The sequence below is a fragment of the Trinickia acidisoli genome (assembly GCF_017315725.1).
In the GTDB taxonomy this organism is placed as follows: domain Bacteria; phylum Pseudomonadota; class Gammaproteobacteria; order Burkholderiales; family Burkholderiaceae; genus Trinickia; species Trinickia acidisoli.
This window is the reverse complement of the sequence record NZ_JAFLRG010000001.1, coordinates 2,138,021-2,162,573: the sequence shown is the minus strand read 5'-3', so window position 1 is coordinate 2,162,573 and position 24,553 is coordinate 2,138,021. Positions and strand designations below refer to the sequence as shown.

The window sequence follows — 24,553 nt, the reverse complement described above, 5'->3', positions numbered from 1 at the left end:
TGTTTGCCCGCTCACTCAGCGCTGCTTGAGCTTGGTAAATGCCGCTGCCATTGCGCCTGCCGCCTCCGGCTCGCGCGGACGTTGCGATCCACGGGACCCACCCCCAGCCCCACCACCGCTCGCGCGGCTCGGGCCGCGCTCGTCGCGCGAGGCTGGCGCGGCGTCGTCCGCCAGGCGCATCGTGAGCGCGATCCGTTGACGCTTGACGTCGACGTCGAGCACTTTGACCTTGACGACCTGGCCTGCCTTCACGACCTCGTGCGGATCTTTGATGAACTTGGTCGACATCGCCGAGACGTGAACGAGCCCGTCCTGGTGTACGCCGATGTCGACGAAGGCACCGAATGCCGCCACGTTGGTGACGACGCCCTCGAGGATCATGCCTGGCACGAGATCCGAAATTTTCTCGACGCCATCACGGAATGTTGCCGTCTTGAATTCGGGGCGTGGATCGCGCCCCGGCTTTTCGAGCTCGGAGAGAATGTCGCGAACGGTGGGCAGGCCGAAACGCTCGTCGACGAACTCGGCCGGCGACAGGCCCGCAAGCGCTTCGCGGCTGCCGAGCACATCGCCGATCTGCTTGCGGATTTTCGCGAGTATGCGTTCGACGACAGGGTACGCTTCGGGGTGCACCGACGAGCGATCGAGCGGATTTTCACCGCCATTGATGCGCAAGAAGCCGGCGGCTTGCTCGAACGTTTTATCGCCGAGGCGAGGCACCTTGCGCAGATGCGCGCGCGAGGGGAACGGGCCGTTCGCGTCGCGGTATTCGACGATGTTGCGCGCGAGCGTGCTATTGAGCCCCGACACGCGAGCGAGGAGGGCGACCGACGCGGTGTTGGCATCCACGCCGACGGCGTTCACGCAGTCTTCCACCACGGCGTCGAGCGAGCGCGCGAGCTCGCGTTGGTTCACGTCGTGCTGATACTGACCGACGCCGATCGCCTTTGGCTCGATCTTGACGAGTTCGGCGAGCGGGTCTTGGAGGCGTCGCGCGATCGACACGGCGCCGCGCAATGAAACGTCGAGCTCGGGGAACTCTTTCGCGGCGAGCTCCGATGCCGAATACACGGATGCCCCGGCTTCGGAGACGACGATCTTTTGGAGCTTCAGTTCGGGATGACGCGTGATCAGCTCGCTCGCGAGCTTGTCCGTCTCGCGCGACGCCGTGCCGTTGCCGATGCTGATCAAGTCGGCTTGCGTTTGCGCGGCGAGTCGCGCGAGTTTTGCGAGGGAGCCGTCCCAATCGCGGCGCGGCTCGTGCGGGTAGATCGTATCGGTCGCGAGCAGCTTGCCCGTGCGATCGACGACGGCTATCTTGACGCCCGTGCGCAAGCCCGGGTCGAGGCCGATGACGGCCTTCGGGCCGGCCGGCGCGGCGAGCAGCAAGTCCTTCAAATTGCGGGCGAAGACGCGAATCGCCTCATGCTCCGCCGTTTCTCGCAGTTGCGTCAGCATCTCGTTTTCGAGATGCGGCTGTACTTTCACGCGCCAGCACCAGCGGCAGACGTCCGAGAGCCATTTGTCGGCCGGACGGCCTTGGTTCGAGACGCCGGCGTAACGCGCGACGATCGCTTCGCACGGATGCGGCACTTGTGCATCGAGCTCTTCACCGAGGCCGAGCTTGATCATCAACACGCCGGCATTACGGCCGCGGAAAAGCGCGAGCGCGCGGTGCGAAGGCACCGTCTTCCAGGTTTCGGCGTAGTCGTAGTAATCGCGAAATTTCTCGCCTTCTTCCTTTTCCTTGCCCTCGACGACGGCAGAGGAAACGATGCCGCGCTCCGACAAATACTCGCGCAGCTTGCCGAGCAGCTCCGCCGTTTCGCCGAATTGCTCGGATAGGATGTCGCGAGCGCCATCGAGTGCCGCCTTGACGTCCGCCACGCCTTTCTCGGCATCGACATAGGCCGCCGCTTCCGTTTGCGGATCGAGGCGCGGATCGGCCAACAGCGCCTGCGCAAGCGGCTCGAGCCCTGCTTCGCGCGCGATTTGCGCGCGTGTGCGGCGCTTTGGCTTGTAGGGCAGGTAAAGATCTTCGAGTACTTGTTTGCTGTCCGCGGTGTCGATCGCCGCGCGCAGTTCGTCGGTCAGCTTGCCTTGCTCCTCGATGCTCGAGAGGATCGTCGCGCGCCGCTCTTCCATTTCGCGCAGGTAGAGCAGCCGCTCCTCGAGGTGGCGCAACTGCGTGTCATCGAGATTGTCGGTGACTTCCTTGCGGTAGCGCGCGATGAACGGAACGGTGGCGCCTTCGTCGAGCAATTGCACGGCCGCGGCGACTTGGCGCGGCTGCACGGTCAGTTCGGTGGCGATACGCTGTACGATCTTGAGTGCTACGGTGTCCGTCATAGAGAAAGAAGCGCTGGCTGCGAGGCCCCTGCGGTGCTGCCGGCGAACCACCGGAAACACCAGCCGGAGGCCGGGTTACTCAAGCGGCGCATTTTGCCATAAATGCCCGGGCGGTCGAGCGCGGGTGTTAGAATTTCGACCATGTTCCGATCCCCGCCTACGACGTTGCCGATCTCCCGTTTTTCCGTTGTTTCGTGTGCCGCGACCTTGGCCGCGGTGGCGCTCGCGTGCCCGCTCGCCGCGCAGGCGGCATCCGCACAAGACGTGCCGGCCGCTGCCTTGCCGGCAAGCGGTGCGGCGCCCTCGCAGGTTCGCGATTTCACCACGCGTCAGCAAGCGCTCGACGCCCGCACGGCAGCGAACGAGTACGAGTACGGCGTCGCCGTGCACAATTGTTACAGCAAGTTTTTCGTCAACGCCTGCTTAGGTCGCGCGCGCGACAAGATGCGCGCTGCACGCGGGCAGATTCACGCCGAGCAGCTTGCGCTGGACGACGAGCGGCGCGCCGTGCATGCGCAGCAGCGCGACGAGCAAGATGCGTTGCGCCGCGCGCAAGACGCCCAGGAGGCGCCGCAGCGCGCAGCCACAGCGGCCAGCAACGAGCAGGCGTTCGCGCAGAAGCAGCGTGAGCATGAGCTCCAGCAGGCACAGCGCGGAGCGCAAGCGCCGCAGCGTGCCGCCGATCAAGCCGCCTACGATAGCAAGCAGGCCGACTTCCAGCGCAAGCTCAACGACGCGCGGCAGAGCGCGGCGCAGGATGCGCAGGCGCGCGCCGAGCGCGCGCAGCACTACACACAGAAGCAGGCCGACGCGGCGCAGCACAAGGCCGACGTCGAAGCTCGCCAGAAACAGGCTGCGCAAAAGGCGCAGCAAAAGCAGCAGGAACAGATGCAGCAGCAGGAACAGCAAAAGCGTTCGCAGCAGGAGCAGGACAGCGACTGAGGCAGGGCGGTTTTGCTGGACGGCAACCTCAGGTGTGGCGCCCGCATGAGCGGCGTCTCGCCTAACGAACCGAGGAGGCGACCATGCGCGACCATCAGGCGATCCAACCGGAGATGCTCCGCGACCGCATCTTGCAATTGCAGTCGGAGCATAGCGAACTCGATCGCATGATCGACAAATTGGCGATCTCATCGGACATCACCGACCTCGAGCTGCGGCGTCTGAAAAAGCGCAAGCTCAAGGTCAAAGACGACATCTTGTTGCTGCAATTGCAACTCGAACCGGACAAGCACGCGTAAGCGGCGAGCGGGCAGGCGTTCGCGCCGCGCGCTTCGCGCCGGTCATTGCAGGGAAACGCTTGCCTTGAACTCATCGCTCGATGCCTCCACCCGGGCACCGCTTGCCGCGGCGCCGGATCTGCCCGAGGGGCAGGATGATCGTGCCGCTCAGCCGGCGCCTTCGACGCATTCCGTACGCGCGCCGCACGCGTTGGCGGCTGCGCTCGCCCCACGCAGGCGTTCCGAACTCGACGAGATTTTCGCGAACGACGGCCTGCTCGCCCGTGCTATCGATGGCTACCGTCCGCGGGCATCTCAGATCGAAATGGCATGTGCCGTGGCAGCGGCAATGGAGGCGTCGGGGCGTGCCATGCCCGAGCCCGCGATGTTCGAAGCGCAGCGCCGTCCGGCGCGGCGCCTGCGGAGCGACGCGGACGCACGCGCCGACACTGCGAGTCGCTCACCGGGCGACAGCGCGCAGGCCGATGCCGGCGATGCCGGCGAAAACACGCTGATCGTCGAGGCCGGCACGGGCACGGGTAAGACGTTCGCGTACCTCGTTCCCGCCATGCTTTGGGGCGGCAAGGTTGTTGTCTCGACCGGCACCAAACACCTACAGGATCAGCTCTTTCAGCGCGATATTCCCACGGTGCGCGATGCGCTTGCCGTACCGGTTTCGGTCGCCATGCTCAAGGGACGCGCGAACTATCTTTGTCACTACTATCTGCAACGCACGGCCGACAATGGGCGGTTGCCGTCGCGGCAGGACACCGCTTATCTGCAAGACATCGTGCGCTTCGCGAAAATCACGCGCACGGGCGATAAGGCCGAACTCGCGAGCGTGCCCGAGACCGCGGCCGTTTGGTCGATGGTGACCTCGACGCGCGAGAACTGTCTCGGACAAGAGTGTCCGCATTACAAGGATTGCTTCGTGATGCAGGCGAGGCGCGAGGCGCAGCAGGCCGACATCGTCGTCGTGAATCACCACCTATTTTTCGCGGACATCATGCTGCGCGACACGGGGATGGCCGAGCTGCTGCCGACGGCCAACACGATCGTCTTCGACGAAGCGCATCAACTGCCCGAGACGGCGACGTTGTTTTTCGGGGATACGCTTTCGACGGCGCAACTGCTCGAGCTTGCGCGCGATACGGTCGCAGAGGGGCTCGCGCATGCGCGCGATGCCGTGGAATGGGTCAAGCTGGGCGCGGCGCTCGAGCGTGCGGCCCGCGACGTCAGGCTCGCCTTCAAGGACGATACGATGCGGGTGTCGGCCGCGCAGCTCGGCGACGATCACGCACTGTACGGCGCGCTCGATGCGCTGGAGGCCGCGTTGGATGCCGTCGCCGGGGCGCTCGCCGGGCAAGCCGAGCGTGCCGAATCGCTCGGCGCCTGCTTGCGGCGCACGCGCGAATTGCAGGACCAGCTTGCGCGATGGACGTCGCTGCCTGAAGACAAAACGGACGATGCGGACAAAACCGTCGAAGCGCCGGCCGCTCCCCAAGCGGGGGGCTCGTCGCGGGCAGCGCCCGTGGATTTCAATGAGCGCATCCGTTGGGTCGAGGTGTTTGCCCACTCCGTGCAATTGCATGAAACGCCGCTGTCGGTGGCGCCGATCTTCGCGAAGCAGCGTGCCGGTGTGCCGCGGGCCTGGATCTTCACGTCGGCGACGTTGTCGGTGCGTGGCGACTTCACCCACTACGCGGCGCAGATGGGGCTCGATGCGCGCCGCTCGATGACGCTGCCGAGCCCGTTCGATTACGGCACACAGGGCTTGCTCTACGTGCCGCGCAATTTGCCGCAGCCGTCGTCGCCAGCATTCACCGACGCCGTATTCGAAGCCGCGCTGCCCGCGATCGAGGCGGCCGGCGGGGGCGTTTTCTTCCTGTGCACGACGCTGCGCGCGGTCGATCGGATCGCGGGCAAGCTGCGCGAGATCATCGAGGCGCGCGGATGGTCGACGCCGCTGCTGACACAAGGCGATGCGAGCCGCACCGAGTTGCTCGACCGTTTTCGCGCCTACGGCAATGCGATCCTCGTCGGTAGCCAAAGCTTTTGGGAAGGTGTGGACGTGCGCGGCGATGCGCTTTCGCTCGTCGTCATCGACAAGCTTCCGTTCGCTCCGCCCGATGATCCTGTCCTGTCGGCGCGGCTCGATGCGCTGACGAAAAAAGGGCTCAGCCCATTTGCCGTGCACCAGGTGCCGCAGGCGGTTATCACCCTGAAGCAGGGTGCCGGCCGCTTGATTCGTGCCGAAACCGATCGCGGGGTGCTGATGATTTGCGATACGCGTCTCGTCGATAAGCCGTACGGCCGACGCATTTGGCAGAGCCTGCCGCCGTTCAAGCGCACGCGCGAAATCGAGGTCGTGCGCGAATTCTTCGCCGACGGGGACCAGCAAACGACGACGCAGACTTAGGACGGCACGGCACAGGCCGGCGGTGCATAGGCCGGCCGCCGTCGGACGCATGCCTCGCCTGGCCTCGGCAAAAGAAAACCCGGCCGCACAGGGCCGGGTTTTCGCTTCGACGCCAAGCGCGGCGCGTGACCGCGAGCGCTTAAACGAGCGTCAGAATTGCCACCACGACTTCTTCTCGCCGGGGCGCGCATGGCCCGTGACGTACGGGCTGTCGGGGAACGTTCCGGCCAGCACCCGGCGCGTATCGTCGGCCAGCTTCGTTTCGTTGAGCTTGGTGTACGACAGCATCATGATGTGCAACGCATCTTCGATCGCCGGCGCGTTCTTGTATTCCTTGACGGCGAGCTGCGCGCGGTTGATCGCCGCCACGTAGGCGCCGCGACGATAGTAGTAATCGGCCGCGTGCACTTCATACGATGCGAGCGCGTTGACGATGTAGCGCATGCGGGCGGCTGCATCGGGGGCGTACTTGCTGTCCGGGTATTTGTCCACGACGATCTTGAACGCGTCGTACGATTCGCGCAGCGACTTGGGATCGCGCTCGCTCATGTCCTGGCCCGAGAAACGGCCGAACAAACCGAGATCGTCGTTGAAGTGGATCATCCCCTTCAGGTAATACGCGTAGGCGATGTCAGGATGATCGGGATGCAGCCGAATGAAGCGATCGATGGCTTCGTCGGCGGTGGCCGTCTCGCCGTCCTTCCAGTTGCAATAGGCGACGTTGATTTCCGCTTGCTGCGCGAAGTGGCCGAACGGATCGCGGCCTTCGAGCGATTCGAAGTACTTGGCGCACTTGCCCCAATCACGGTTCGTCAGCGCGTCTTGTGCCTCCGAGTATAATTTGCTGTTTGGCCAAGTGGCCGTCTCATCGGTCTTTTGGGGTAGGCCGTGGCAACCCGCCACGAGCACCGCGGCAGCCGCGAGGGCCAAGCCAGCCGAGGCGGATCGAACCGCGCGCTTCGCTGCGCGGCTTGCCGCGCACGAGACCGTGCGCATCATAGTGTTGAGGGCTCGCCGCATTTCTCCGTGCTTCCTAGCAATCAGTCTCACTCAGTGACCCAGTTTCAATGACCCGCACACGTCCTTTCGGCAACATGCTCGGCCCTATCGATAGAAGCGACGATTATAGCCGAAGCGCCAGTCCCGCCGATGCCCAAGTAGGGCAGCCCGTCGACGATCGTGTCGCGGCTCTCTCGGGCGACGCGGCGCGGCCGCTTGACGAGGCGCCGCGCGTCGCGCTCGTGCCCGCCGCGCTGGCTGGCGAGCGGCTCGACAAAGTGCTCGCGAAAGTGTTTCCCGAGTTTTCGCGCAGTCGCTTGCAGAGTTGGACCGAAGCCGGGCGCGTGCTGATGAACGGCGCGCCGGCCAAAGTGCGCCAGGCCGTGCCGCTTGGGGCGCGCATCGAGCTTACGCCTGATTATTTGCCGGAGCAGCTTGCGTTTACCCCTGAGCCGGTGCCGCTCGAAATCCTCTACGAGGACGATGCGCTCGTGGTCGTCAACAAGCCGGCCGGTCTCGTCGTGCATCCGGCCGCGGGTAACTGGAGCGGCACGCTGCTGAACGGGCTGTTGCACCGCTACCCCGATGCGGCCGGCTTGCCGCGGGCCGGCATCGTCCATCGGCTCGACAAAGAGACGTCGGGGTTGATGGTGGTCGCGCGCACGCTCGAAGCGCAAACCGATCTCGTGCGCCAGTTGCAAGCGCGGACGGTGAAGCGGCGCTACGTCGCGCTCGTGTGGGGGACGATGCCCGACGAAGGCATCATCGACGCCCCGATCGGTCGCGATCCGCGCGAGCGCACGCGCATGGCCGTCGTCGAGGGTGCTTCGGGCAAGAGCGCGCGCACGCGTTTTCGTCTTGTCGATCAAGCAACGTGGCAGCAGCAGAACGTCAGCGCGATTCATTGCGATCTGGAGACGGGGCGCACGCACCAAATTCGCGTTCATTGCGCTCACGTGGGACATCCGCTGCTCGGCGATCCCGTCTACGGCAGCGCGCGCGGCCGCCGCTCGAGCGCGCCGCTGCCCGGTGGCTTTGCGCGGCAGGCGCTGCATGCATGGCAACTCGGGCTCGTGCATCCGCGCTCGGGGCGATCGATGCGCTGGCGCGCCGACTTGCCGCCCGACATGGATGAGCTCGTGCATGCGCTTGGTTTCGGGAGCGATGCGGCGGCCTTCGAGCCCGAAGGTTTCGATGACGATGCGTATGACGAATTCGAAGACGGCGAGCTTGGCTGCGAGGGCGACCCGGACGAGGACGCAGACATCGAGTGATCGGGCGATACGTCACGGCGCGGCCGATGGGTTGACGGGTTGCGTGGAAGTGGCCGCATCCCGGTGGTATCGCCGCCCGGCGTTGCGCCAAAACGAAACCAAACATACGACGAACGATCGCAGCAGGACGACCGATCATGACGAAAGCCGACGAAGCCGCATTGACTGAGAACGATTGCCTGCGTCCCGCCTGGCGCGTGTCGCCGCGCGTGCGCGCGCTCGTCACGACGCGTGCGGGCGGCGTCAGCGCGCCGCCGTACGGCCGCTGGCTGGAAGGTCGCGAAGCGGAGGGCGGCCTGAACCTCGGCTTGCATACTGGCGATGACCCGGTGCACGTGGCGCAAAACCGGGCGCGTTTGCGCGCGCTTGCCGGCGTGCGTGCCGCATGGCTCGAACAGGTCCACGGCGATGCGATCGTCGCTGCCCATGAGGTGCCGCTCGACGGTCCCCCCGTGCGGGCCGATGCAAGCGTGACGACGGTGCCCGGCGTCGCTTGTCTCGTGATGGTGGCCGATTGCATGCCGGTCTTGCTGTGCGACGGCGAGGGGCACGCGGTGGGCGCCGCTCACGCGGGCTGGCGCGGTCTTGCAGCCGGTATCGTCGAGAAGACAGCCGCGCGCGTCGCCGAACAGGCGCAGTGCGCGCCGCAGATGCTGCACGCTTATCTGGGGCCCGCAATCGGTCCGCAGGCGTTCGAGGTCGGCGACGAGGTGCGCGCTGCGTTCCTAGCCGCAGCCGCTCCAGCGGAGCACGACGCGACCGCCCGCGCATTCGTCGCGCGTCCGCAAGCACCGGGCAAATATTGGGCCGACCTGTACGCACTGGCGCGCGTGCGCCTTGCACGGCTCGGCGTGACGCAGATCGCGGGCGGCGATGCCTGTACGGTGACGGACCAGGAACGGTTTTATTCCTATCGGCGCGATCGGGTGACGGGCCGTATGGCCGCGTTGATCTGGCTGGCGGATTGATTCGCCGACTAGATTGGCCGACTGCTCGTCGAGCGGCGTCCCTGCGGCGCACAAGAAGCGCAGCCGTGACCGCCCGACGAGCCGGCACGTACGCGCGTGCCGCCGGCTTTGTGACCTAGCGCACATGCCGATGGGGCTTGGCTGACGCGTTTCCGATCGATATCGGGAAAACGATAATAAAAAACCTGTCGCGCTGCGGCAAAATCGGTCCCAAGCATTGACACGCCTCAGGACGGGAGCAAGAATGACCGCTCGCAAGGGTGAGCGCAGCGAGTGTCGCAAGGGTTCTCCCGCGTGCGCTCGACGCCCGCCTCTCAATCAGTCTTCCAAGACTCAGGGCAAAAAGCGGGTATGACTGCATCAAAACGTCGATCGACTTCTTCTCACACCGAAACTTCTTCGAACCGCGAGCAGCAAGCCGAAGCAGGCACCGCGGACATGCAGCGGATGTTCGAGGCTTGGATGGGCGCGTGGCGTTCTTTCGCCGATCCGAGCAAATGGCCGTCCGCCGCGCAGGGCGGCGGCCCGGCCAGCGGGATGGCCGCGCAAGCGATGAACGGCCAAGCGGGCGGCGCGCCGTTCGCCTTCCCGTTCGCGATGCCGCAGATGCCATCGATGCCGTTGCCTTCGATGGCCGAGGCGCAGCAGGCGCTCGCGGGTATGACGCTGCCCGTCGCGTCCATTCCTCCCGATCGGCTGCAGGCGCTGCAGTCCGACTATTCGCGCGATTGCCTTGCATTGCTGCAGCAAGCGGGTACGGCCGACAAAGCGGCACCCGAGCTGCCGGATAGGCGTTTCAGTTCGGAAGCGTGGAAAGCGACGCCGGCGTTCGCCTACGTGGCGGCCTGGTATCTGCTGAATACGCGTTATCTACAAGCGCTTGCCGACGCCGTCGACACCGATGTGAAAACGCGCGAGCGAATTCGCTTCGCCGTGCAGCAATGGACGGCCGCCGCGTCGCCGAGCAACTTCCTCGCGCTCAACCCCGAGGCACAAAAGACACTGCTCGAGAGTCACGGCGAAAGCCTGCGCCAGGGGGTGATGAACCTGCTGGCCGACATGCGCCGTGGCAAGATTTCGCAGAGCGACGAGTCGCGCTTCGTCGTCGGCAAGAACATCGGTTCGACCGAGGGCGCCGTCGTCTTCGAAAACGAACTGATTCAACTGATTCAGTACAAGCCGCGCACGCCGAGCGTGTTCGAGCGGCCGCTGCTGATGGTTCCGCCTTGCATCAATAAGTTCTACATCCTCGATCTGCAGCCCGAGAGTTCGCTTGTCGCGCATGCGCTCGAATGCGGACATCAAGTCTTCATGATCTCGTGGCGCAATGCCGACGCCTCGCTGGCCGACAAGTCTTGGGACGATTACGTCAACGACGGTGTGCTTGCCGCGATCGACGTCGTCAAAAGCGTGAGCGGACGCGAGCAGATCAATACGTTCGGTTTTTGCATCGGCGGCACGATGATCGCGACGGCGCTGGCCGTGCTCGCGGCGCGCGGCGAGCACCCCGCCGCCTCGATGACATTGTTGACGGCGATGCTCGACTTCAGCGATACGGGTGTGCTCGACGTCTTCGTCGACGAAGCCCACGTGCGCATGCGCGAGCAAACGATCGGCGGCATCAACGGCGCGCCGCCGGGGCTCATGCGCGGCGTCGAGTTCGCGAATGCGTTCTCGTTCTTGCGGCCCAACGACTTAGTATGGAACTACGTCGTCGACAACTACCTCAAAGGGCGCACGCCCGCACCGTTCGACTTGCTGTACTGGAACGGCGATTCGACTAATTTGCCTGGGCCGATGTACGTTTGGTACCTGCGCAATACATACTTGGAGAACCGGATACGCGAGCCCGGGGCGTTGACCGTGTGCGGAGAAGCGCTCGATCTTTCGCGCATCGACGTGCCGACGTTCATCTATGGCTCGCGCGACGACCACATCGTGCCGTGGCGCACGGCGTACGCGTCGGCGCCGTTGCTGACGGGCCCACAGCGTTTCGTGCTCGGTGCATCGGGGCATATTGCGGGCGTCATCAATCCGCCGGCGAAGGGCAAGCGCAGCTATTGGTCGCACGAAAACGATGAGAAGGCGTTGCCCGAGAATCCGGACGACTGGTTCGAAGGCGCCGTCGAGAAACCCGGCAGTTGGTGGCCGGACTGGATGGCGTGGCTCGACCAATACGGCGGCAAGAAGGTGAAGGTTCGGGTGCAGCTCGGATCGGCCGAGTATCCGGTCATCGAGCCGGCGCCTGGGCGGTATGTGCAAGAGCGCGACTGAACCGAACGATTGACCGGGGCGCTCTAAGGTTTTTAACTACGATGTGCGGCCCAAGTGGCCGCCTCATCCGCAAGGAGTCACGAAATGACTGACGTAGTGATCGTATCGGCTGCTCGCACCGCCGTGGGCAAGTTCGGTGGTTCGCTCGCGAAGATTGCCGCGCCCGAGCTTGGTGCGGCCGTCGTTCGGGCGGTGCTCGAGCGCGCGGGCGTCAAACCCGAGCAAGTGAGCGAAGTCATCCTGGGGCAGGTGCTGACGGCGGGCTCCGGCCAGAATCCGGCGCGTCAAGCGTTGATCAAGGCCGGGCTGCCGAGCGCGGTGCCGGGCATGACGATCAACAAGGTGTGCGGCTCGGGTCTGAAGGCCGTCATGCTGGCCGCGAACGCCGTGATCTCGGGCGATGCCGACATCGTCGTCGCCGGTGGGCAAGAGAATATGAGCGCGGCGCCGCACGTACTGCCGGGCTCGCGCGACGGCTTCCGCATGGGCGATGCCAAGCTCGTCGACACGATGATCGTCGACGGCCTGTGGGACGTCTACAACCAGTACCACATGGGGGTCACGGCTGAAAACGTGGCCAAAGAATACGGCATCACGCGCGAGGAGCAGGACAAGTTCGCGGCGCTGTCGCAGAACAAGGCCGAGGCTGCGCAGAAGGCGGGGCGCTTCAACGACGAAATCGTTCCCATCGAGATTCCGCAGCGTAAGGGCGAGCCTGTTCGCTTCGTCACCGACGAGTTCGTGCGACATGGCGTGACGGCCGAGTCGCTCGCGGGCTTGAAGCCGGCCTTCTCGAAGGAAGGTACGGTCACGGCAGCGAACGCGTCGGGCCTGAACGACGGCGCGGCGGCCGTACTCGTGATGTCGGCCAAGAAGGCCGAGGCGCTTGGGCTGACGCCGCTCGCGCGGATCAAGGCATACGCCAATGCCGGCGTCGATCCGAGGGTCATGGGGATGGGGCCGGTGCCGGCGTCTCGCCGTTGTCTCGAGCGCGCGGGTTGGTCGATCGGCGACCTCGATCTGATGGAAATCAACGAGGCGTTTGCCGCGCAGGCGCTCGCGGTCCACCAGCAGATGGGCTGGGACACGTCGAAGATCAACGTGAACGGCGGCGCGATCGCGATCGGCCATCCGATCGGCGCATCGGGCTGCCGCATTCTCGTGACATTGCTCCACGAAATGCAGAAACGCGACGCGAAGCGTGGCTTGGCCTCGCTCTGTATTGGCGGCGGGATGGGCGTCGCGTTGGCGGTCGAGCGCGTCTGACGGGCGCGCAAGAGCCGTCGCCGAGGGCACGGTGCGGCGGCAAAGACGAGGGACGCCGGAAGGCGTCCCCGGAAAACGGGAATGGAGCGTGATTCATGACTCAGCGTATTGCGTACGTAACGGGCGGAATGGGGGGCATCGGTACTGGGATTTGCCAGCGCCTGCATCGCCAAGGGTTCAAAGTGGTGGCGGGCTGTGGGCCGAATTCGCCGCGGCGCGTCACTTGGCTGGAGCAACAGAAGGCGCTCGGCTACGACTTCGTTGCCTCTGAGGGCAACGTCGGCGATTGGGAGTCGACCAAAACCGCGTTCGACAAGGTGAAGGCCGAGGTCGGCGAGGTCGACGTGCTCGTCAACAATGCGGGCATTACGCGCGACGTCGTGTTTCGCAAGATGACGCACGAGGATTGGACGGCCGTCATCGACACGAACCTGACGAGCTTGTTCAACGTCACGAAGCAGGTGATCGACGGCATGGTGGAGCGCGGTTTCGGGCGCGTCATCAACATTTCGTCCGTGAATGGCCAGAAGGGGCAGTTCGGACAGACGAACTACTCGACGGCCAAAGCCGGCATTCACGGTTTCACGATGGCGCTCGCGCAGGAAGTGGCGACCAAAGGCGTGACCGTGAACACGGTGTCGCCCGGCTATATCGGTACGGACATGGTCAAATCGATTCGCGCAGACGTGCTCGAAAAAATCATCGCGACGATCCCGGTGCGCCGCTTGGGCACTCCGGATGAAATTGCGTCGATCGTCGCTTGGCTTGCGTCCGATGAGTCGGGTTTTTCGACGGGTGCCGATTTCTCGCTGAACGGCGGTTTGCACATGGGCTGATGTGGGCTGCACCGGCCGCGATTGCGATCGCGGCCGGTGCAAAAGGGGTTAAAGTGTAAGGGTTTCAGGGGGCCGGACAGCCGCGGGAGACGCGGTGGGCTCGAGGGCGCCGTCATTGCGCTGCGTTGCGTCTATAAAAGGCATTACATGTCGACTACAAAGAAAACAGCCGAGCGATTCATCAAGAAATACCCGAACCGTCGGCTCTACGACACGGAGACGAGCACGTACATCACGCTTAGCGACGTGAAGCAACTCGTGCTCGATCAGGAGGAGTTCAAGGTCATCGATGCGAAGAGCAACGAGGATCTCACGCGCAGCATCTTGCTGCAGATCATTCTCGAAGAAGAAAGCGGCGGCGTGCCGATGTTTTCCTCGTCGATGCTGTCGCAGATCATTCGTTTCTACGGGCATGCGATGCAAGGCATGATGGGCGTCTACTTGGAAAAGAATATTCAGGCGTTCATCGAAATTCAAAACAAGCTTGCGGAACAATCGAAGAATCTCTATGAAGGTAACGCGCTGAATCCGGAGGTGTGGTCGCAGTTCATGAACATGCAGGCGCCGATGATGCAAGGAATGATGACGAGCTACATCGAGCAGTCGAAAAACATGTTCGTGCAGATGCAAGAGCAGATGCAGAACCAGGCCAAGACGATGTTCAACTCGTTCACGTTCAACAAGCCGGGCTCGGGCTCCGAGCCGGAGAAGAAGTAACGGGGGCCGTTCGCCTGCCGATTGCATGCGCCGCGCAAGCCCGCGGCTTCACCGCGCATAAGTCACGGGGTGTCGCGGGCCCCCTTCTGAAGTCTTCCATGTAGATCACCGTTTCCACGGTCGGTCACTTCCCTTGTTTGATCGCCGCGCCGTCGCAATTCTTCGATCTCGATCAAAAGCGCGACGAACCTTTTGCGTGTGCCGCGCGCGCGGCGAAAGGCTCGCCCGCTGCACACTCATGGGGTGTCACGATGGCCGTTCAAACATTAAAGCGCTGGGGCAACAGTCTTGCTGTACGCATCCCGGCGAGCGTTGCCCAGGAGGCTCAACTGGTCGAGGGGCAGTCGATCGACGTGCAGGTCGTTGACGGCAAGGTACAGATTCTTGCTCACACGGCCATCAAGCGCTTTTCTCGCGAGCGCTATGTGCAGCAATTGTGGGGGCGAATACTGGAGCCGCATGCCGCCATCGATTTCGGCGCCCCGCAAGGCTCGGAGTTCGGCGGGCCCGACGAGCCCCGCTAAAACGGAACCGAGGGAAACACATGCTTAACGGGGTTCCGGAGGTGGGCGACGTCATTCGGCTGTATGTGGGGCCGAGCAAAGGCAACGAGCAAGACGGGTATCGATCTGTTGTCGTGCTTACGCCCGCCGAGGTCGACGAACTGACAGGGAGGGTAGTCGGACTGCCGATTACCTCGACGATTCGAGGCTGGGAATCCGAGATCGCTATCGCCAGTCTGGCTCGCCCAAGCGTTGCGCTCGTCGATCAAATCGTCAACCTTTCGTATCGGCACGCGAATTCAGCTACGACAGGGAGCGGGCGTCGGCAGAGGAAATCGACGCGATTCGGTATGCGGTGCGTATGTTTCTCGATTTATAACGCTGCTGGCTCCGTTGCCGAGGTGCGTTCCTCTTTCCTTCGTTTGCATCCCCGGTACGCGCTTCGCTTGGCGCGAGTAGCGCGTCACGGCAGCAGCCCCGCGCAGCATCACGGTACAATACGCGGTTCCTCCGGGAAGCCGTGCGCCGTAACGTCGCGCACGATTCGGTCGCCCGGGGTCATTGCCATTGCCCGGATCACCTCATGCCGCACACGTCTTCTCCCGCCGCGCCGACATCGGCCGCCGCCACACCAACCGCACCCAAGGTCGGTTTCGTATCGCTCGGCTGCCCCAAGGCACTCGTCGATTCCGAGCAAATCATCACGCAGTTGCGCGCCGAGGGCTACGAAATTTCGGGCACCTACGACGGTGCCGATCTCGTCGTCGTCAACACCTGCGGCTTCATCGACGAAGCGGTGCAGGAGAGCCTCGATGCCATTGGCGAAGCGCTGACCGAAAACGGGAAGGTGATCGTCACCGGCTGTCTGGGTGCAAAAAAAAGCGCCAGCGGCGAGGGTCTCATCGAGGAAGTGCACCCGAAGGTGCTCGCCGTCACGGGGCCGCACGCCGTCGGCGAAGTGATGCAAGCGGTGCACAACCATTTGCCGAAGCCGCATGATCCGTTCGTCGACCTCGTGCCGCCGGCCGGCATCAAGCTCACGCCGCGCCACTACGCCTATTTGAAGATTTCCGAGGGGTGTAACCACCGCTGCACGTTTTGCATCATCCCGTCGATGCGCGGCGATCTCGTCTCGCGGCCCATCGCCGAGGTCATGCTCGAGGCCGAGAATCTGTTCAAGTCGGGCGTGAAGGAACTGCTCGTCATCTCGCAAGACACGAGCGCCTATGGCGTTGACGTCAAGTACCGCACCGGTTTTTGGAACGGGCGACCGCTCAAGACGCGCATGACCGACCTCGTCGGCGCGCTTGGTGAACTCGCCGCGCAGTATGGCGCTTGGGTGCGGCTGCATTACGTCTATCCGTACCCGCACGTCGACGAAATCATTCCGATGATGGCCGAGGGGCCGTTCAAGGGGCACGTGCTGCCTTATCTCGACGTGCCGTTCCAGCACGCCGACCCTGAAGTGCTCAAGCGCATGAAGCGACCGGCCAACGCTGAGCGCACGCTCGAGCGCGTCGCCGCGTGGCGTCGCATGTGCCCCGAGCTGACGATACGCAGCACTTTCATTGCCGGCTTTCCGGGCGAGACGGAAGCTCAATTCGAAACGTTGCTCGAATTCATTCGCGCGGCTGAACTCGATCGCGTCGGCTGCTTCGCCTACTCTCCCGTCGAAGGCGCGAGTGCGAACGAGCTAGACGGCGCCTTGCCCGACGAAGTGCGCGAAGCGCGTCGAGCGCGTTTTATGGAAGTCGCCGAAGAGGTCTCTGCGCAGAGAATGAAGCGCAAGGTCGGCAAGATGCTCAAAGTGCTCATCGACGAGGTGAACGCGGACGGTGGAATCGGTCGGACGGCGGCCGATGCGCCGGAGATCGATGGCGTCGTTTATGTCGCGCCCGCGTCCAAAGCCTCCAAGCGGTACAAAGCCGGCGATTTCGTGTCGGTCAGGATAACCGGTGCCGATGGTCACGATCTTTGGGGAGAAGTCTGACGCCGTATGAATGACAAGGGGAACCGGAAGCGCGGGCGATTGAGCAGACGAGGCCCGCGGGCGTCCGAAGGTTTGTCGCTGCCGTGCGTAATGGTTCGGTTTTTTGCGGCCGCCATGGCCGTGCTAGTCGTTTTGTCGCCCGATTTGGCGCGAGCCCAACAGGCGACTCAACCGGGCGGCGCACTTGCGCAGCAAGCCGAAGCCGCGGCTGTCGAGACGGTGCCCCGTGCGCCGGCGCCACTCGCCCCCAATCCCGAGTTCGCTAATTTTCCCCGCTACACCGGCACGCTCGGCTCGCGCCGAATCATCTTGCGTCTCGGCAAAAAGACCGACGATCCGACCGGCGTGCACGGCGAATACCAGTTCGCCGATACCGGTGAAGTCGTCCTCGTGGCCGGCGACCGCGAAGGCGACGTACTCGAAATCGAAGAATCGAACGATGGGAGTACGATCACGGGCAACTGGGTCGGCCGCTTCGCGGCAGACGGCGCGCTTGCCGGCGATCGCATGAACGTCGACGATTCCGACCCGCAGTCATTCGACCTCCATCCGCTTGTAGGCTCCTCATCGACATTGTGACCATGACCGATTCCGCTTCCTCTCGCGCACGCCAGACTCGCATCGTCCACCCCGACATCGATCTCGCCCCGGGCTTCGAATCGTTTGCCACGCCTGTCATGCGCGCTTCGACTGTGGTGTTTCCCGATTTGGCGGCCGTGCGCGGGGCCGACTGGCGCAGCGACGCGCAGTGGCGCTACGGTCTACATGCGACGCCGACCTCGGCAGCGCTTGCGCAGCGGCTTGCCGAGATCGAGGGCGGCAAGCACGCGCTGTTGCAGCCGTCGGGGCTATCGGCGATTTCGAACGTCTACTTCGGTGTCGTGAAAGCCGGCGATGACGTTTTGATTCCCGACAACGTCTATTCGCCGAATCGAGAACACGGCAATTGGCTTGCGCACGATTTCGGCGTATCGGTGCGCTACTACGATCCGATGATCGGTGCCGGTATCGCGGAGCTGATCCGACCGAACACGCGTCTCATTTGGATCGAAGCACCGGGGTCGGTGACGATGGAAGTGCCCGACGTGCCCGCCATCGCGGCTGCCGCGCACGCGCGCAAGGTCGTGACGGCGATCGACAACACGTATTCCGCGGGCCTGGCGTTTCGTCCGCTCGAGCATGGCGTCGACATTTCCGTGCAGGCGCTCACGAAGTACCAGTCGGGCGGCAGCGACGTTCTGATGGGCGCGACGATCACGGCCGACGACGAGCTCCACCGCGCGCTGAAGCTCGCGCGCATGCGCATGGGAATCGGCGTGTCGGTCGATGACTGCTCGCTCGTGCTGCGCAGCTTGCCGAGCATGAAGGCCCGCTTCGAGGCGCATGACCGCAGCGCGCTCGCGCTCGCGCATTGGCTCAAGGCACGGCCCGAGATCTCGGCTGTGCTGCATCCCGCATTGCCGGACTGCGCGGGGCATGCCCATTTCATGCGCGATTTTTCAGGCGCGGGCGGGCTCTTTTCGGTTGTGTTCGACGAGCGCTTCAGTGCGTCGCAGGTCGATGCGTTCGTCGAAGCGCTCGAACTCTTTGCCATCGGTTGGAGCTGGGGCGGTGCGCATAGTTTGGCGATGCCGTACGAGGTGGGGGCGATGCGTTCGGCATCGCAGTGGCCGCACCGCGGCACGCTGGTGCGGTTTTACGTCGGGCTCGAGGAAGAGGCGGATCTGCGTGCCGACATCGAGCATGCCATGGCGGCGACGCTCGGTTGAGGCAGAAATCGCGAGCGCGGCTCGCCTGCGCTCGCGACGATGCGCAAACCGACTGCCGATCGAAGGTCAGAACAAACGCAGCAGGCCGTCGAGGCCGACGTGGTTGAACGCAACGTTGGCCGCTGCCCGCACCACGGGCTTGGCGCGAAATGCCACCGACAGGCCGGCTTCGGCCATCATCTCTAGATCGTTGGAGCCGTCGCCGAGCGCGATCGTTTGCGATGTCGCGATACCCAACTTGGCGCAGGTCTCGCGCACGGTGCGGGCCTTGACGCTCGCGTTGACGATTTCGCCCGTCACTTTGCCCGTCAGCTTGCCGTCGACGATCTCGAGCGTGTTGGCGCGCGTGAAATCGAGCCCTAGCTGTGCTTGCAGCCGCTCCGTAAAGAACGTGAAGCCGCCTGAGACGAGCAACGTCCGCAAGCCCGCGGCCTTCGCGGCGGCCAGCATCGTTTCGGCGCCGGGCGACAGCTTCAAGCGCTCCATGAAGACGTGCTCGAGTGCCGACGCGTCGAGCCCCTTGAGAAGAGCGACGCGCGCGCTCAGGCTTTCATTGAAATTTTTGATTTCGCCTCGCATCGAGGCCTCGGTGATGGCGGATACCTCGGCCTTCAATCCGCAAAAGTCGGCGATTTCGTCGATGCACTCGATCGTGATCAGCGTCGAATCCATGTCCATCGCCACGAGGCGGAAGTCGCGCAGCGTGCGGCCCGCGGGCACGTAAGCGTAGTCGAGCGCGTGGGTCGCGCAGTACGTTTCGATGTCGGGGCGCTGGGCGGGATCGGCGTCGGCGATACGCAGCGCGCAGGCGTCGATAGACTGTGCTTGGGCGCCGCGCGCGAGCGCGACGAGCGGCTTGACGTGGGCAGTGGCTAACGGCTCGGGGCTTTGTACGACGAGGTTCATGAACGATGCGCCAAGGAGTGCCGCCGGATTCGGCGGGCGGAAAATCCGGCTATTGTAGCCGGTCGAGCGCAGCGCGAAGCTTGCCGCCGAGTCATTGCCGGTCGGCGTGATCGCACCTTGTCCGGCATGGGCGCGCAACCCCATAACGGCGCCGTGCGCAAGCGGGGCAACCCCCGAGCGGGGGATGCAGTCTTTCAGGCGACTTGGGATTAGACTGACAGCGCGTCTTTGACCATTCGGCCGCGCGCCGCGAAGCGGAGCGCCCGCTTAGCCAGGAGGTGAGCATGAGGGTTCGTCTGAGTCCCGTAGCCGTTTTGGTTTCCGTTGCCGCGTGGGCGGCCGGTGGGTTTGCCGTCCTCGCCCAGGCGGCGCCACCGATCACCGTCACATCGAAAACGCCGGTCGACGGTCCGACCAAGTACACGGTCAAGGTTGCATCGAAAACGTACGGCAACGCGCAGGACACGCGCACGATTCGCTCAGGGCAAACCGACGATTATTCGTGGAAGACGACGCCGCCCGGCGGCGCCATGACGGCGCCGGATCGATGCCCGAACTACGGATCGTTGCCGCTCGATGCGAACGGTGCCGTGCAACGCGTCGTGCGTATTCGGCTTGCGCCGACGGTGGCGGCAGATGGTACCGCGACCGTGCAGATGAGCGTGCAGGCCAGCGCACCGCGCGGCAAGACGACCGTGAAAGTGGGCGGCAAATCGTTGCAGTGCCCGAGCGTCGCGACGCTCAGCCAGGTCGTGCGCTTCACGATGCCGACGAACGGCAGCGCAAAGACCGTGAATCTGAGCGACGGCTCGCAGGTGACGGTTTCCGGGCAGCGCTAACGGGCACGCTCCGATCGAGCCGGCCGGTGCCCATCATCGCGGCGAGGCGCGTTCGACGAGCTTTGCCGCGAGGAACATGTGATCGGCGCTGAATAGGCGCCGGTACGTCAGCAGCACCGCGCCGACCGTTCCGAGCGCCGACGACGCGGCGATGAGGAACATGATGACGATCTGGTAGCGCACGGCCTGCAGCGGCGACTGGCCTGCGAGCACTTGCCCCGTCATCATGCCCGGTAGGCTGACCACGCCGACAACGGCCATTTGATTGAGCGTCGGGATCATGCCCGCGCGCGCGGCATGGCGGGCGGGACCGCGTGCGGCCTCCCAGCGCGTGGCGCCGAGCGCGAGCGCCATTTCGACCCGGTCGCGCCGAGCGGTCAGCTCCTCGGTCATGCGCTCGATGGCGAGCGAGACGCCGGTCAGCGTATTGCCGAGGATCATGCCGAGGATCGGAATTGCATACTGCGGCGCGTACCAAGGGTGAATGCGCATGACGGCGAACAGCCCCACGGCCGCGACGATCCAGGCGCTGATCCAGATCGACACGAGGCTGTCGAGGCGCTGTCCCGCGTACGTATGCGCGCCGCGCGCCGCACCGGCGAAGCCGGCAATGACCGTCATCAACGCCATGAGCGGCAGGACGACGTACCAGCGATCGACGGAGAACACCCAGCCAAGCACGTAGCCGACGGCGAGCAGTTGCACGACGGTGCGCACGGCGGCGAGCGCGAGTTGGCGTCCGAGGCCCAGCGAGAGGACGATCGAGATGGCGCCGTTGACGATGATGAGCAGCGCCGCGATTGCGACGTCGACGAGACTCAGTTCGTGCAATGGCGCATTCATTCGATGATTTCCTGACGCGCGGCGAGGCAGCCGGCTCGCATCGTCAACCGACGCTGACCGACGCGCTCGGCTTGCGCGGGATCGTGCGACACCCAAATCGACGCGCGCACCGCCCGATCGGCTTCGAACCAATCCGCCACGAGCGTTTCGATTGCCCGGGCGGCTTCGGGGTCGAGCGAAGCGGTGGGTTCGTCGAGCAGCAGCACTTCGGGAGCGAGTTGCAACACGCGAATGAGCGCGGCCACTTGTGCTTCTCCGCCCGACAGATCGCTCGCGCGTTTGTCCAGAAAATCCTCGCCCCGACCGGCCGCGTGGGCGAGTCGCGCGGCGCGGTCGCGGTCGAAGCGCACGTCGCGGTAGGTGTGCAGCGAGTACGGGTAGCGCAAGTTGTCTTCGACGGTCCCTTCGACGAGCGCCGGGCGCTGGCGCACGTACGCCACGCTGCGCCGATAACGTGGGATAGCGTGCCGGTCGATGCCGTGCCCATGCCAGAGAATATGCCCGTCATCGATCGGATCGAGCAGCGCCAGCGCACGCAAGAACACGCTCTTGCCTGAACCCGATGGCCCCGCGATCACGACGCGCTCGCCGGCGCCGAGCGCGAAATCGGTCGCGCTGAGCAGCGTCGCCGCCGTACGTGCGTCGCGTCTGACGAGCGCGCGAGCTTCGAGCAGGAAAGGGGCGGTCATCTGGCAGGTCTGTCGTCGATGAGGCGGTAAAGCCGTACAGCCGCAAAGCGGTAGAGTGGTGGAGCGAGTCGGGCGCCCGGCGGGCAAGGCGCGTGGGCGCGATGCGACTCGACATGATAGGCGATCATGGCCGCGCGCGGCATGGTGATTGCTGCCCATGGGGCTATGAAGGCTGGCTTCGCCGCAGGCCGCAGCGCCGCACGGCGCCGCTCAACGAACGATCGAGACACATGCATGCCGCACCCCGCAACCGTAGCCCGCACCGCCGGCAAAATCCTTGCCTGGATCGTCATCGTCCTGTTCGTGCTTTGCGCGGCGCTGGCGCTATTCGTGGCGACCTTCGATTGGAGTCGCGCACGGCCTTGGGTCGACGACAAAGTTTCGCAAGCGATCGGGCGGCCGTTCGCGATCAACGGCGATTTGCGCGTCGGCTGGCAGCACCCCGCGGGTGAGCACGGCTGGCGAGCATGGGTGCCGTGGCCGCGATTTTCGGCTTACGACATTACGATCGGCAATCCCTCCTGGGCTACGTCGATGATCTTCGCCAGGCTCGACTCGATCAGCTTCGACGTCGAGGTGTTGCCGCTGTTGGCGCATGTCATCTCGATTCCGTCGATCGATCTCGTCAACCCGTCGATCGACCTCGAGCGGCTCAAGGACGGGCGCGATAACTGGTCGTTTCAATTGCCGAAGTCGCAAGGCCCGTCGCGCTGGACATTGCGTCTGGCCGATTTGGGTTTCGCGAAAGCGCACTTCGCACTGTCGGACGAGCTCGAGCGCGTCGATCTGCACGTCGACGTCGATACGCTCGGCCGGCCTTTGCCGATCGGCGAAGTCATGCAGCAGCAGGAAACCGCTTCGCGAGGCACGGCCGCGAGCGTGATCGGCGCGCGCGGCGCACGCCGGCTCGCGGCGCAGGTGCAGGTGCAGGTGCAGAAGGCGTCGGGCGCGCAAGCGGCGTCCGCGCAGACTGCGGCGTCGAGTCCGCAGCCGTCCTCGGGGGCGCGCGCTGCATCGGGCGCGTCATCGTCGCAAGCTCAAAGTGCCTCCGCGGCATCGCTCGCATCCGGCGCTTCGAGCGCATCCGCTACGTCGGGCGGCGGTGCGAACGAGCGCTCGTCGCTCGTCTACGCGCTCGGCTGGCGCGCCAAGGGCCGCTATCGCGGAACCGATGTCGCGGGCACGGGCAAGCTCGGGGACGTGCTGGCGCTGCGCGATGCGAGTCGTCCGTTTCCGATGCAAGCCGACGTGAAGATCGGCAATACGCGCCTTGCGCTCGTCGGCACGCTGACCGACCCCGTCCACTTGTCGGCGCTCGATTTGCGGCTCTGGCTGCAAGGCGAGAGCCTGTCGAATCTGTACGCGATTCTTGGCGTGACGCTGCCGCAAACGCCGCCGTACGCGACCGACGGCCGCCTCGTCGGGCGCCTGAGTACAGGAGCAAGTGTGTTCACCTATCGCAATTTCACGGGCCGTGTCGGTGGCAGCGACGTGGAAGGCACGCTGACGTACGAATCGCGTCAGCCGCGACCGTCGTTGACGGGACATGTGTCGTCGAATCTGCTGCAGTTCTCCGACCTCGCACCGATCGTCGGCGCCGATTCGAACGCGAGCAAGGCTCGCCGAGGAGAAACCGTCAAGCAGCCGGCCGACCGCGCATTGCCCGTCGAGCCGTTCAGCACGGACCGGTGGAAGGCAATCGATGCCGACGTCACGTTCGCGAGCCGGCGCATCGTCAAGGACCCGGCGCTGCCCATTACCGATCTCGACACGCACGTGGTGTTGAAGGACGGTGTGCTCACCTTCGTTCCGCTGCGCTTCGGCGTGGCCGGCGGGACGTTGTCGTCCGACTTCTATCTCGACGGCTCGACGGCACCGCTACGCGCGCGCATGAAGTTGTCGGCGCGCCATCTGAAGCTCAAGCAACTGTTCCCGACGCATAAGACGATGCAATCCGCGCTCGGAGAGGTGAACGGCGACGCGAGCCTGTCCGCGACGGGCAATTCGCCCGCAGCGCTAGGCGCTACGCTCGACGGCGAGGTCAAAGCGCTGATCACGCAAGGCAAAGTGAGCCGGCTCATCATGGAGGCGGCGGGGCTGAACGTCGCGAACGTCGTCTACGAAAAGCTATTCGGCACGCGCGATATCGAGATCAATTGCATGGCGGCCGATTTCACGGCATCCGACGGCGTGCTCGATACGCGGACGTTCGCGCTCGACACGGCCGATGCCTTGATCGGCATGGAAGGGAAGATCAACCTGCGCGACGAAACGATGGATTTGACGATTCATCCGCATACGAAAGGGTTTCGCATCTTCACGCTGCGCTCGCCGCTGTACGTCAAGGGCACGTTCAAGGATCCGGACGTCGGCGTGAACAAGACCTCGATCGCGTTGCGAGCCGGCGCGGCGGTGGGCCTCGGGTTGCTCAATCCGTTCGCGGCCCTGATTCCTTTGATCTCGCCGAGCCATGAAAAGCCGACCCCGTGCGATGCGCTAATCACACAAATGCGCTCTGCGCCGCATGCGTCGCCCCCCGGCGCGCACGCGGCCCACTGACGCTGCTCGATTGCGGCGCCGTTGCCGCGCGTGGGCCCGGCAGGTCCTTCGTTTGAGGCGGGGGGCGGGTGAGGTCGGTGAAAGCTTGGTAGAATATCGGGTTTTTCGCCGATCATCATTCGAAGGGACGCGC

General features: G+C 64.6%; 19 protein-coding genes and 2 pseudogenes. 16 read left to right on the top strand and 5 right to left on the bottom strand.

What is annotated here, in order from left to right:
• Positions 1 to 15: 15 nt before the first annotated feature.
• Complete coding sequence (locus tag J3485_RS09905) at positions 16 to 2,349, bottom strand: Tex family protein (RefSeq protein WP_206952297.1); 2,334 nt, start codon at positions 2,347 to 2,349, stop codon at positions 16 to 18.
• A gap of 141 nt (positions 2,350 to 2,490) precedes the next feature.
• On the opposite strand from J3485_RS09905, the gene J3485_RS09900 reads away from it, so the two are divergent.
• The 3 genes from J3485_RS09900 to yoaA all read left to right on the top strand — a co-directional run bounded on the left by J3485_RS09900 (position 2,491) and on the right by yoaA (position 5,988).
• On the top strand, positions 2,491 to 3,291 hold the full coding sequence (locus J3485_RS09900; RefSeq protein WP_206952296.1) for a colicin transporter: 801 nt from the start codon (positions 2,491 to 2,493) through the stop codon (positions 3,289 to 3,291).
• A gap of 83 nt (positions 3,292 to 3,374) precedes the next feature.
• Positions 3,375 to 3,590, top strand: coding sequence for a DUF465 domain-containing protein (locus J3485_RS09895; protein ID WP_206952295.1), 216 nt, complete (start codon positions 3,375 to 3,377; stop codon positions 3,588 to 3,590).
• Positions 3,591 to 3,654: 64 nt separating this feature from the next.
• Entirely contained in the window at positions 3,655 to 5,988 is a 2,334-nt protein-coding gene (gene yoaA / locus J3485_RS09890; RefSeq protein WP_206952294.1) for a DNA repair helicase YoaA, read from the top strand.
• Between the two features lie 150 nt (positions 5,989 to 6,138).
• On the opposite strand, the gene J3485_RS09885 is transcribed toward yoaA, so the two are convergent.
• Positions 6,139 to 6,984, bottom strand: coding sequence for an outer membrane protein assembly factor BamD (locus tag J3485_RS09885; protein ID WP_206955747.1), 846 nt, complete (start codon positions 6,982 to 6,984; stop codon positions 6,139 to 6,141).
• Positions 6,985 to 7,055: 71 nt separating this feature from the next.
• On the opposite strand from J3485_RS09885, the gene J3485_RS09880 reads away from it, so the two are divergent.
• The 11 genes and pseudogenes from J3485_RS09880 to J3485_RS09830 all read left to right on the top strand — a co-directional run bounded on the left by J3485_RS09880 (position 7,056) and on the right by J3485_RS09830 (position 18,584).
• Complete coding sequence (locus J3485_RS09880) at positions 7,056 to 8,261, top strand: RluA family pseudouridine synthase (RefSeq protein ID WP_206952293.1); 1,206 nt, start codon at positions 7,056 to 7,058, stop codon at positions 8,259 to 8,261.
• Between the two features lie 137 nt (positions 8,262 to 8,398).
• Positions 8,399 to 9,229, top strand: coding sequence for a peptidoglycan editing factor PgeF (gene pgeF / locus J3485_RS09875; RefSeq protein ID WP_206952292.1), 831 nt, complete (start codon positions 8,399 to 8,401; stop codon positions 9,227 to 9,229).
• Positions 9,230 to 9,667: 438 nt separating this feature from the next.
• The gene (gene phaC, locus J3485_RS09870) at positions 9,668 to 11,503 is read left to right on the top strand and encodes a class I poly(R)-hydroxyalkanoic acid synthase (protein ID WP_242538729.1); all 1,836 of its coding nucleotides are present in this window, start codon (positions 9,668 to 9,670) and stop codon (positions 11,501 to 11,503) included.
• Between the two features lie 84 nt (positions 11,504 to 11,587).
• Entirely contained in the window at positions 11,588 to 12,769 is a 1,182-nt protein-coding gene (locus tag J3485_RS09865; RefSeq protein ID WP_206952290.1) for an acetyl-CoA C-acetyltransferase, read from the top strand.
• A gap of 95 nt (positions 12,770 to 12,864) precedes the next feature.
• Entirely contained in the window at positions 12,865 to 13,605 is a 741-nt protein-coding gene (locus J3485_RS09860; RefSeq protein WP_206952289.1) for a 3-ketoacyl-ACP reductase, read from the top strand.
• A gap of 147 nt (positions 13,606 to 13,752) precedes the next feature.
• A complete protein-coding gene (gene phaR, locus J3485_RS09855; protein ID WP_206952288.1) occupies positions 13,753 to 14,322 on the top strand; it encodes a polyhydroxyalkanoate synthesis repressor PhaR in 570 nt (189 codons plus the stop codon).
• Positions 14,323 to 14,573: 251 nt separating this feature from the next.
• Positions 14,574 to 14,846, top strand: a complete 273-nt coding sequence (locus J3485_RS09850) for an AbrB/MazE/SpoVT family DNA-binding domain-containing protein (protein ID WP_206952287.1) — start codon at positions 14,574 to 14,576, stop codon at positions 14,844 to 14,846.
• Positions 14,847 to 14,866: 20 nt separating this feature from the next.
• Positions 14,867 to 15,055, top strand: a pseudogene (locus J3485_RS28895) (type II toxin-antitoxin system PemK/MazF family toxin); the annotation flags it as partial.
• Between the two features lie 353 nt (positions 15,056 to 15,408).
• A complete protein-coding gene (rimO, locus tag J3485_RS09840; RefSeq protein ID WP_206952286.1) occupies positions 15,409 to 16,815 on the top strand; it encodes a 30S ribosomal protein S12 methylthiotransferase RimO in 1,407 nt (468 codons plus the stop codon).
• A gap of 90 nt (positions 16,816 to 16,905) precedes the next feature.
• Positions 16,906 to 17,385: pseudogene (locus J3485_RS09835) on the top strand (hypothetical protein); the annotation flags it as partial.
• Between the two features lie 11 nt (positions 17,386 to 17,396).
• On the top strand, positions 17,397 to 18,584 hold the full coding sequence (locus J3485_RS09830) for a cystathionine beta-lyase (RefSeq protein WP_206952285.1): 1,188 nt from the start codon (positions 17,397 to 17,399) through the stop codon (positions 18,582 to 18,584).
• Positions 18,585 to 18,650: 66 nt separating this feature from the next.
• Here the strand turns inward: J3485_RS09830 and serB are convergent, their stop codons facing one another.
• The gene (serB, locus tag J3485_RS09825) at positions 18,651 to 19,490 is read right to left on the bottom strand and encodes a phosphoserine phosphatase SerB (protein WP_206955746.1); all 840 of its coding nucleotides are present in this window, start codon (positions 19,488 to 19,490) and stop codon (positions 18,651 to 18,653) included.
• Between the two features lie 278 nt (positions 19,491 to 19,768).
• On the opposite strand from serB, the gene J3485_RS09820 reads away from it, so the two are divergent.
• Positions 19,769 to 20,329 (top strand): DUF6013 family protein, encoded by a 561-nt coding sequence (locus J3485_RS09820; RefSeq protein ID WP_206952284.1) that lies wholly within the window; start codon positions 19,769 to 19,771, stop codon positions 20,327 to 20,329.
• Positions 20,330 to 20,362: 33 nt separating this feature from the next.
• On the opposite strand, the gene J3485_RS09815 is transcribed toward J3485_RS09820, so the two are convergent.
• A complete protein-coding gene (locus J3485_RS09815) occupies positions 20,363 to 21,172 on the bottom strand; it encodes an ABC transporter permease (protein ID WP_206952283.1) in 810 nt (269 codons plus the stop codon).
• On the bottom strand, positions 21,169 to 21,861 hold the full coding sequence (locus J3485_RS09810; RefSeq protein ID WP_206952282.1) for an ABC transporter ATP-binding protein: 693 nt from the start codon (positions 21,859 to 21,861) through the stop codon (positions 21,169 to 21,171). The genes J3485_RS09815 and J3485_RS09810 overlap by 4 nt, the downstream gene beginning before the upstream one ends.
• A 234-nt stretch (positions 21,862 to 22,095) precedes the next feature.
• Between J3485_RS09810 and J3485_RS09805 the strand changes: the two genes are divergently transcribed.
• On the top strand, positions 22,096 to 24,420 hold the full coding sequence (locus J3485_RS09805; protein WP_206952281.1) for an AsmA family protein: 2,325 nt from the start codon (positions 22,096 to 22,098) through the stop codon (positions 24,418 to 24,420).
• Positions 24,421 to 24,553 lie beyond the last annotated feature (133 nt).

Bases quoted from the DNA above. Each gene is read 5' to 3' on its own strand.
- J3485_RS09905 (WP_206952297.1), bottom strand. From the start codon at position 2,349: ATGACGGACACCGTAGCACTCAAGATCGTACAGCGTATCGCCACCGAA.
- J3485_RS09900 (WP_206952296.1), top strand. From the start codon at position 2,491: ATGTTCCGATCCCCGCCTACGACGTTGCCGATCTCCCGTTTTTCCGTT.
- J3485_RS09895 (WP_206952295.1), top strand. From the start codon at position 3,375: ATGCGCGACCATCAGGCGATCCAACCGGAGATGCTCCGCGACCGCATC.
- J3485_RS09885 (WP_206955747.1), bottom strand. From the start codon at position 6,984: ATGCGCACGGTCTCGTGCGCGGCAAGCCGCGCAGCGAAGCGCGCGGTT.
- J3485_RS09880 (WP_206952293.1), top strand. From the start codon at position 7,056: ATGACCCGCACACGTCCTTTCGGCAACATGCTCGGCCCTATCGATAGA.
- pgeF (WP_206952292.1), top strand. From the start codon at position 8,399: ATGACGAAAGCCGACGAAGCCGCATTGACTGAGAACGATTGCCTGCGT.
- phaC (WP_242538729.1), top strand. From the start codon at position 9,668: ATGCAGCGGATGTTCGAGGCTTGGATGGGCGCGTGGCGTTCTTTCGCC.
- J3485_RS09865 (WP_206952290.1), top strand. From the start codon at position 11,588: ATGACTGACGTAGTGATCGTATCGGCTGCTCGCACCGCCGTGGGCAAG.
- J3485_RS09860 (WP_206952289.1), top strand. From the start codon at position 12,865: ATGACTCAGCGTATTGCGTACGTAACGGGCGGAATGGGGGGCATCGGT.
- phaR (WP_206952288.1), top strand. From the start codon at position 13,753: ATGTCGACTACAAAGAAAACAGCCGAGCGATTCATCAAGAAATACCCG.
- J3485_RS09850 (WP_206952287.1), top strand. From the start codon at position 14,574: ATGGCCGTTCAAACATTAAAGCGCTGGGGCAACAGTCTTGCTGTACGC.
- rimO (WP_206952286.1), top strand. From the start codon at position 15,409: ATGCCGCACACGTCTTCTCCCGCCGCGCCGACATCGGCCGCCGCCACA.
- J3485_RS09830 (WP_206952285.1), top strand. From the start codon at position 17,397: ATGACCGATTCCGCTTCCTCTCGCGCACGCCAGACTCGCATCGTCCAC.
- serB (WP_206955746.1), bottom strand. From the start codon at position 19,490: ATGAACCTCGTCGTACAAAGCCCCGAGCCGTTAGCCACTGCCCACGTC.
- J3485_RS09815 (WP_206952283.1), bottom strand. From the start codon at position 21,172: ATGAATGCGCCATTGCACGAACTGAGTCTCGTCGACGTCGCAATCGCG.
- J3485_RS09810 (WP_206952282.1), bottom strand. From the start codon at position 21,861: ATGACCGCCCCTTTCCTGCTCGAAGCTCGCGCGCTCGTCAGACGCGAC.
- J3485_RS09805 (WP_206952281.1), top strand. From the start codon at position 22,096: ATGCCGCACCCCGCAACCGTAGCCCGCACCGCCGGCAAAATCCTTGCC.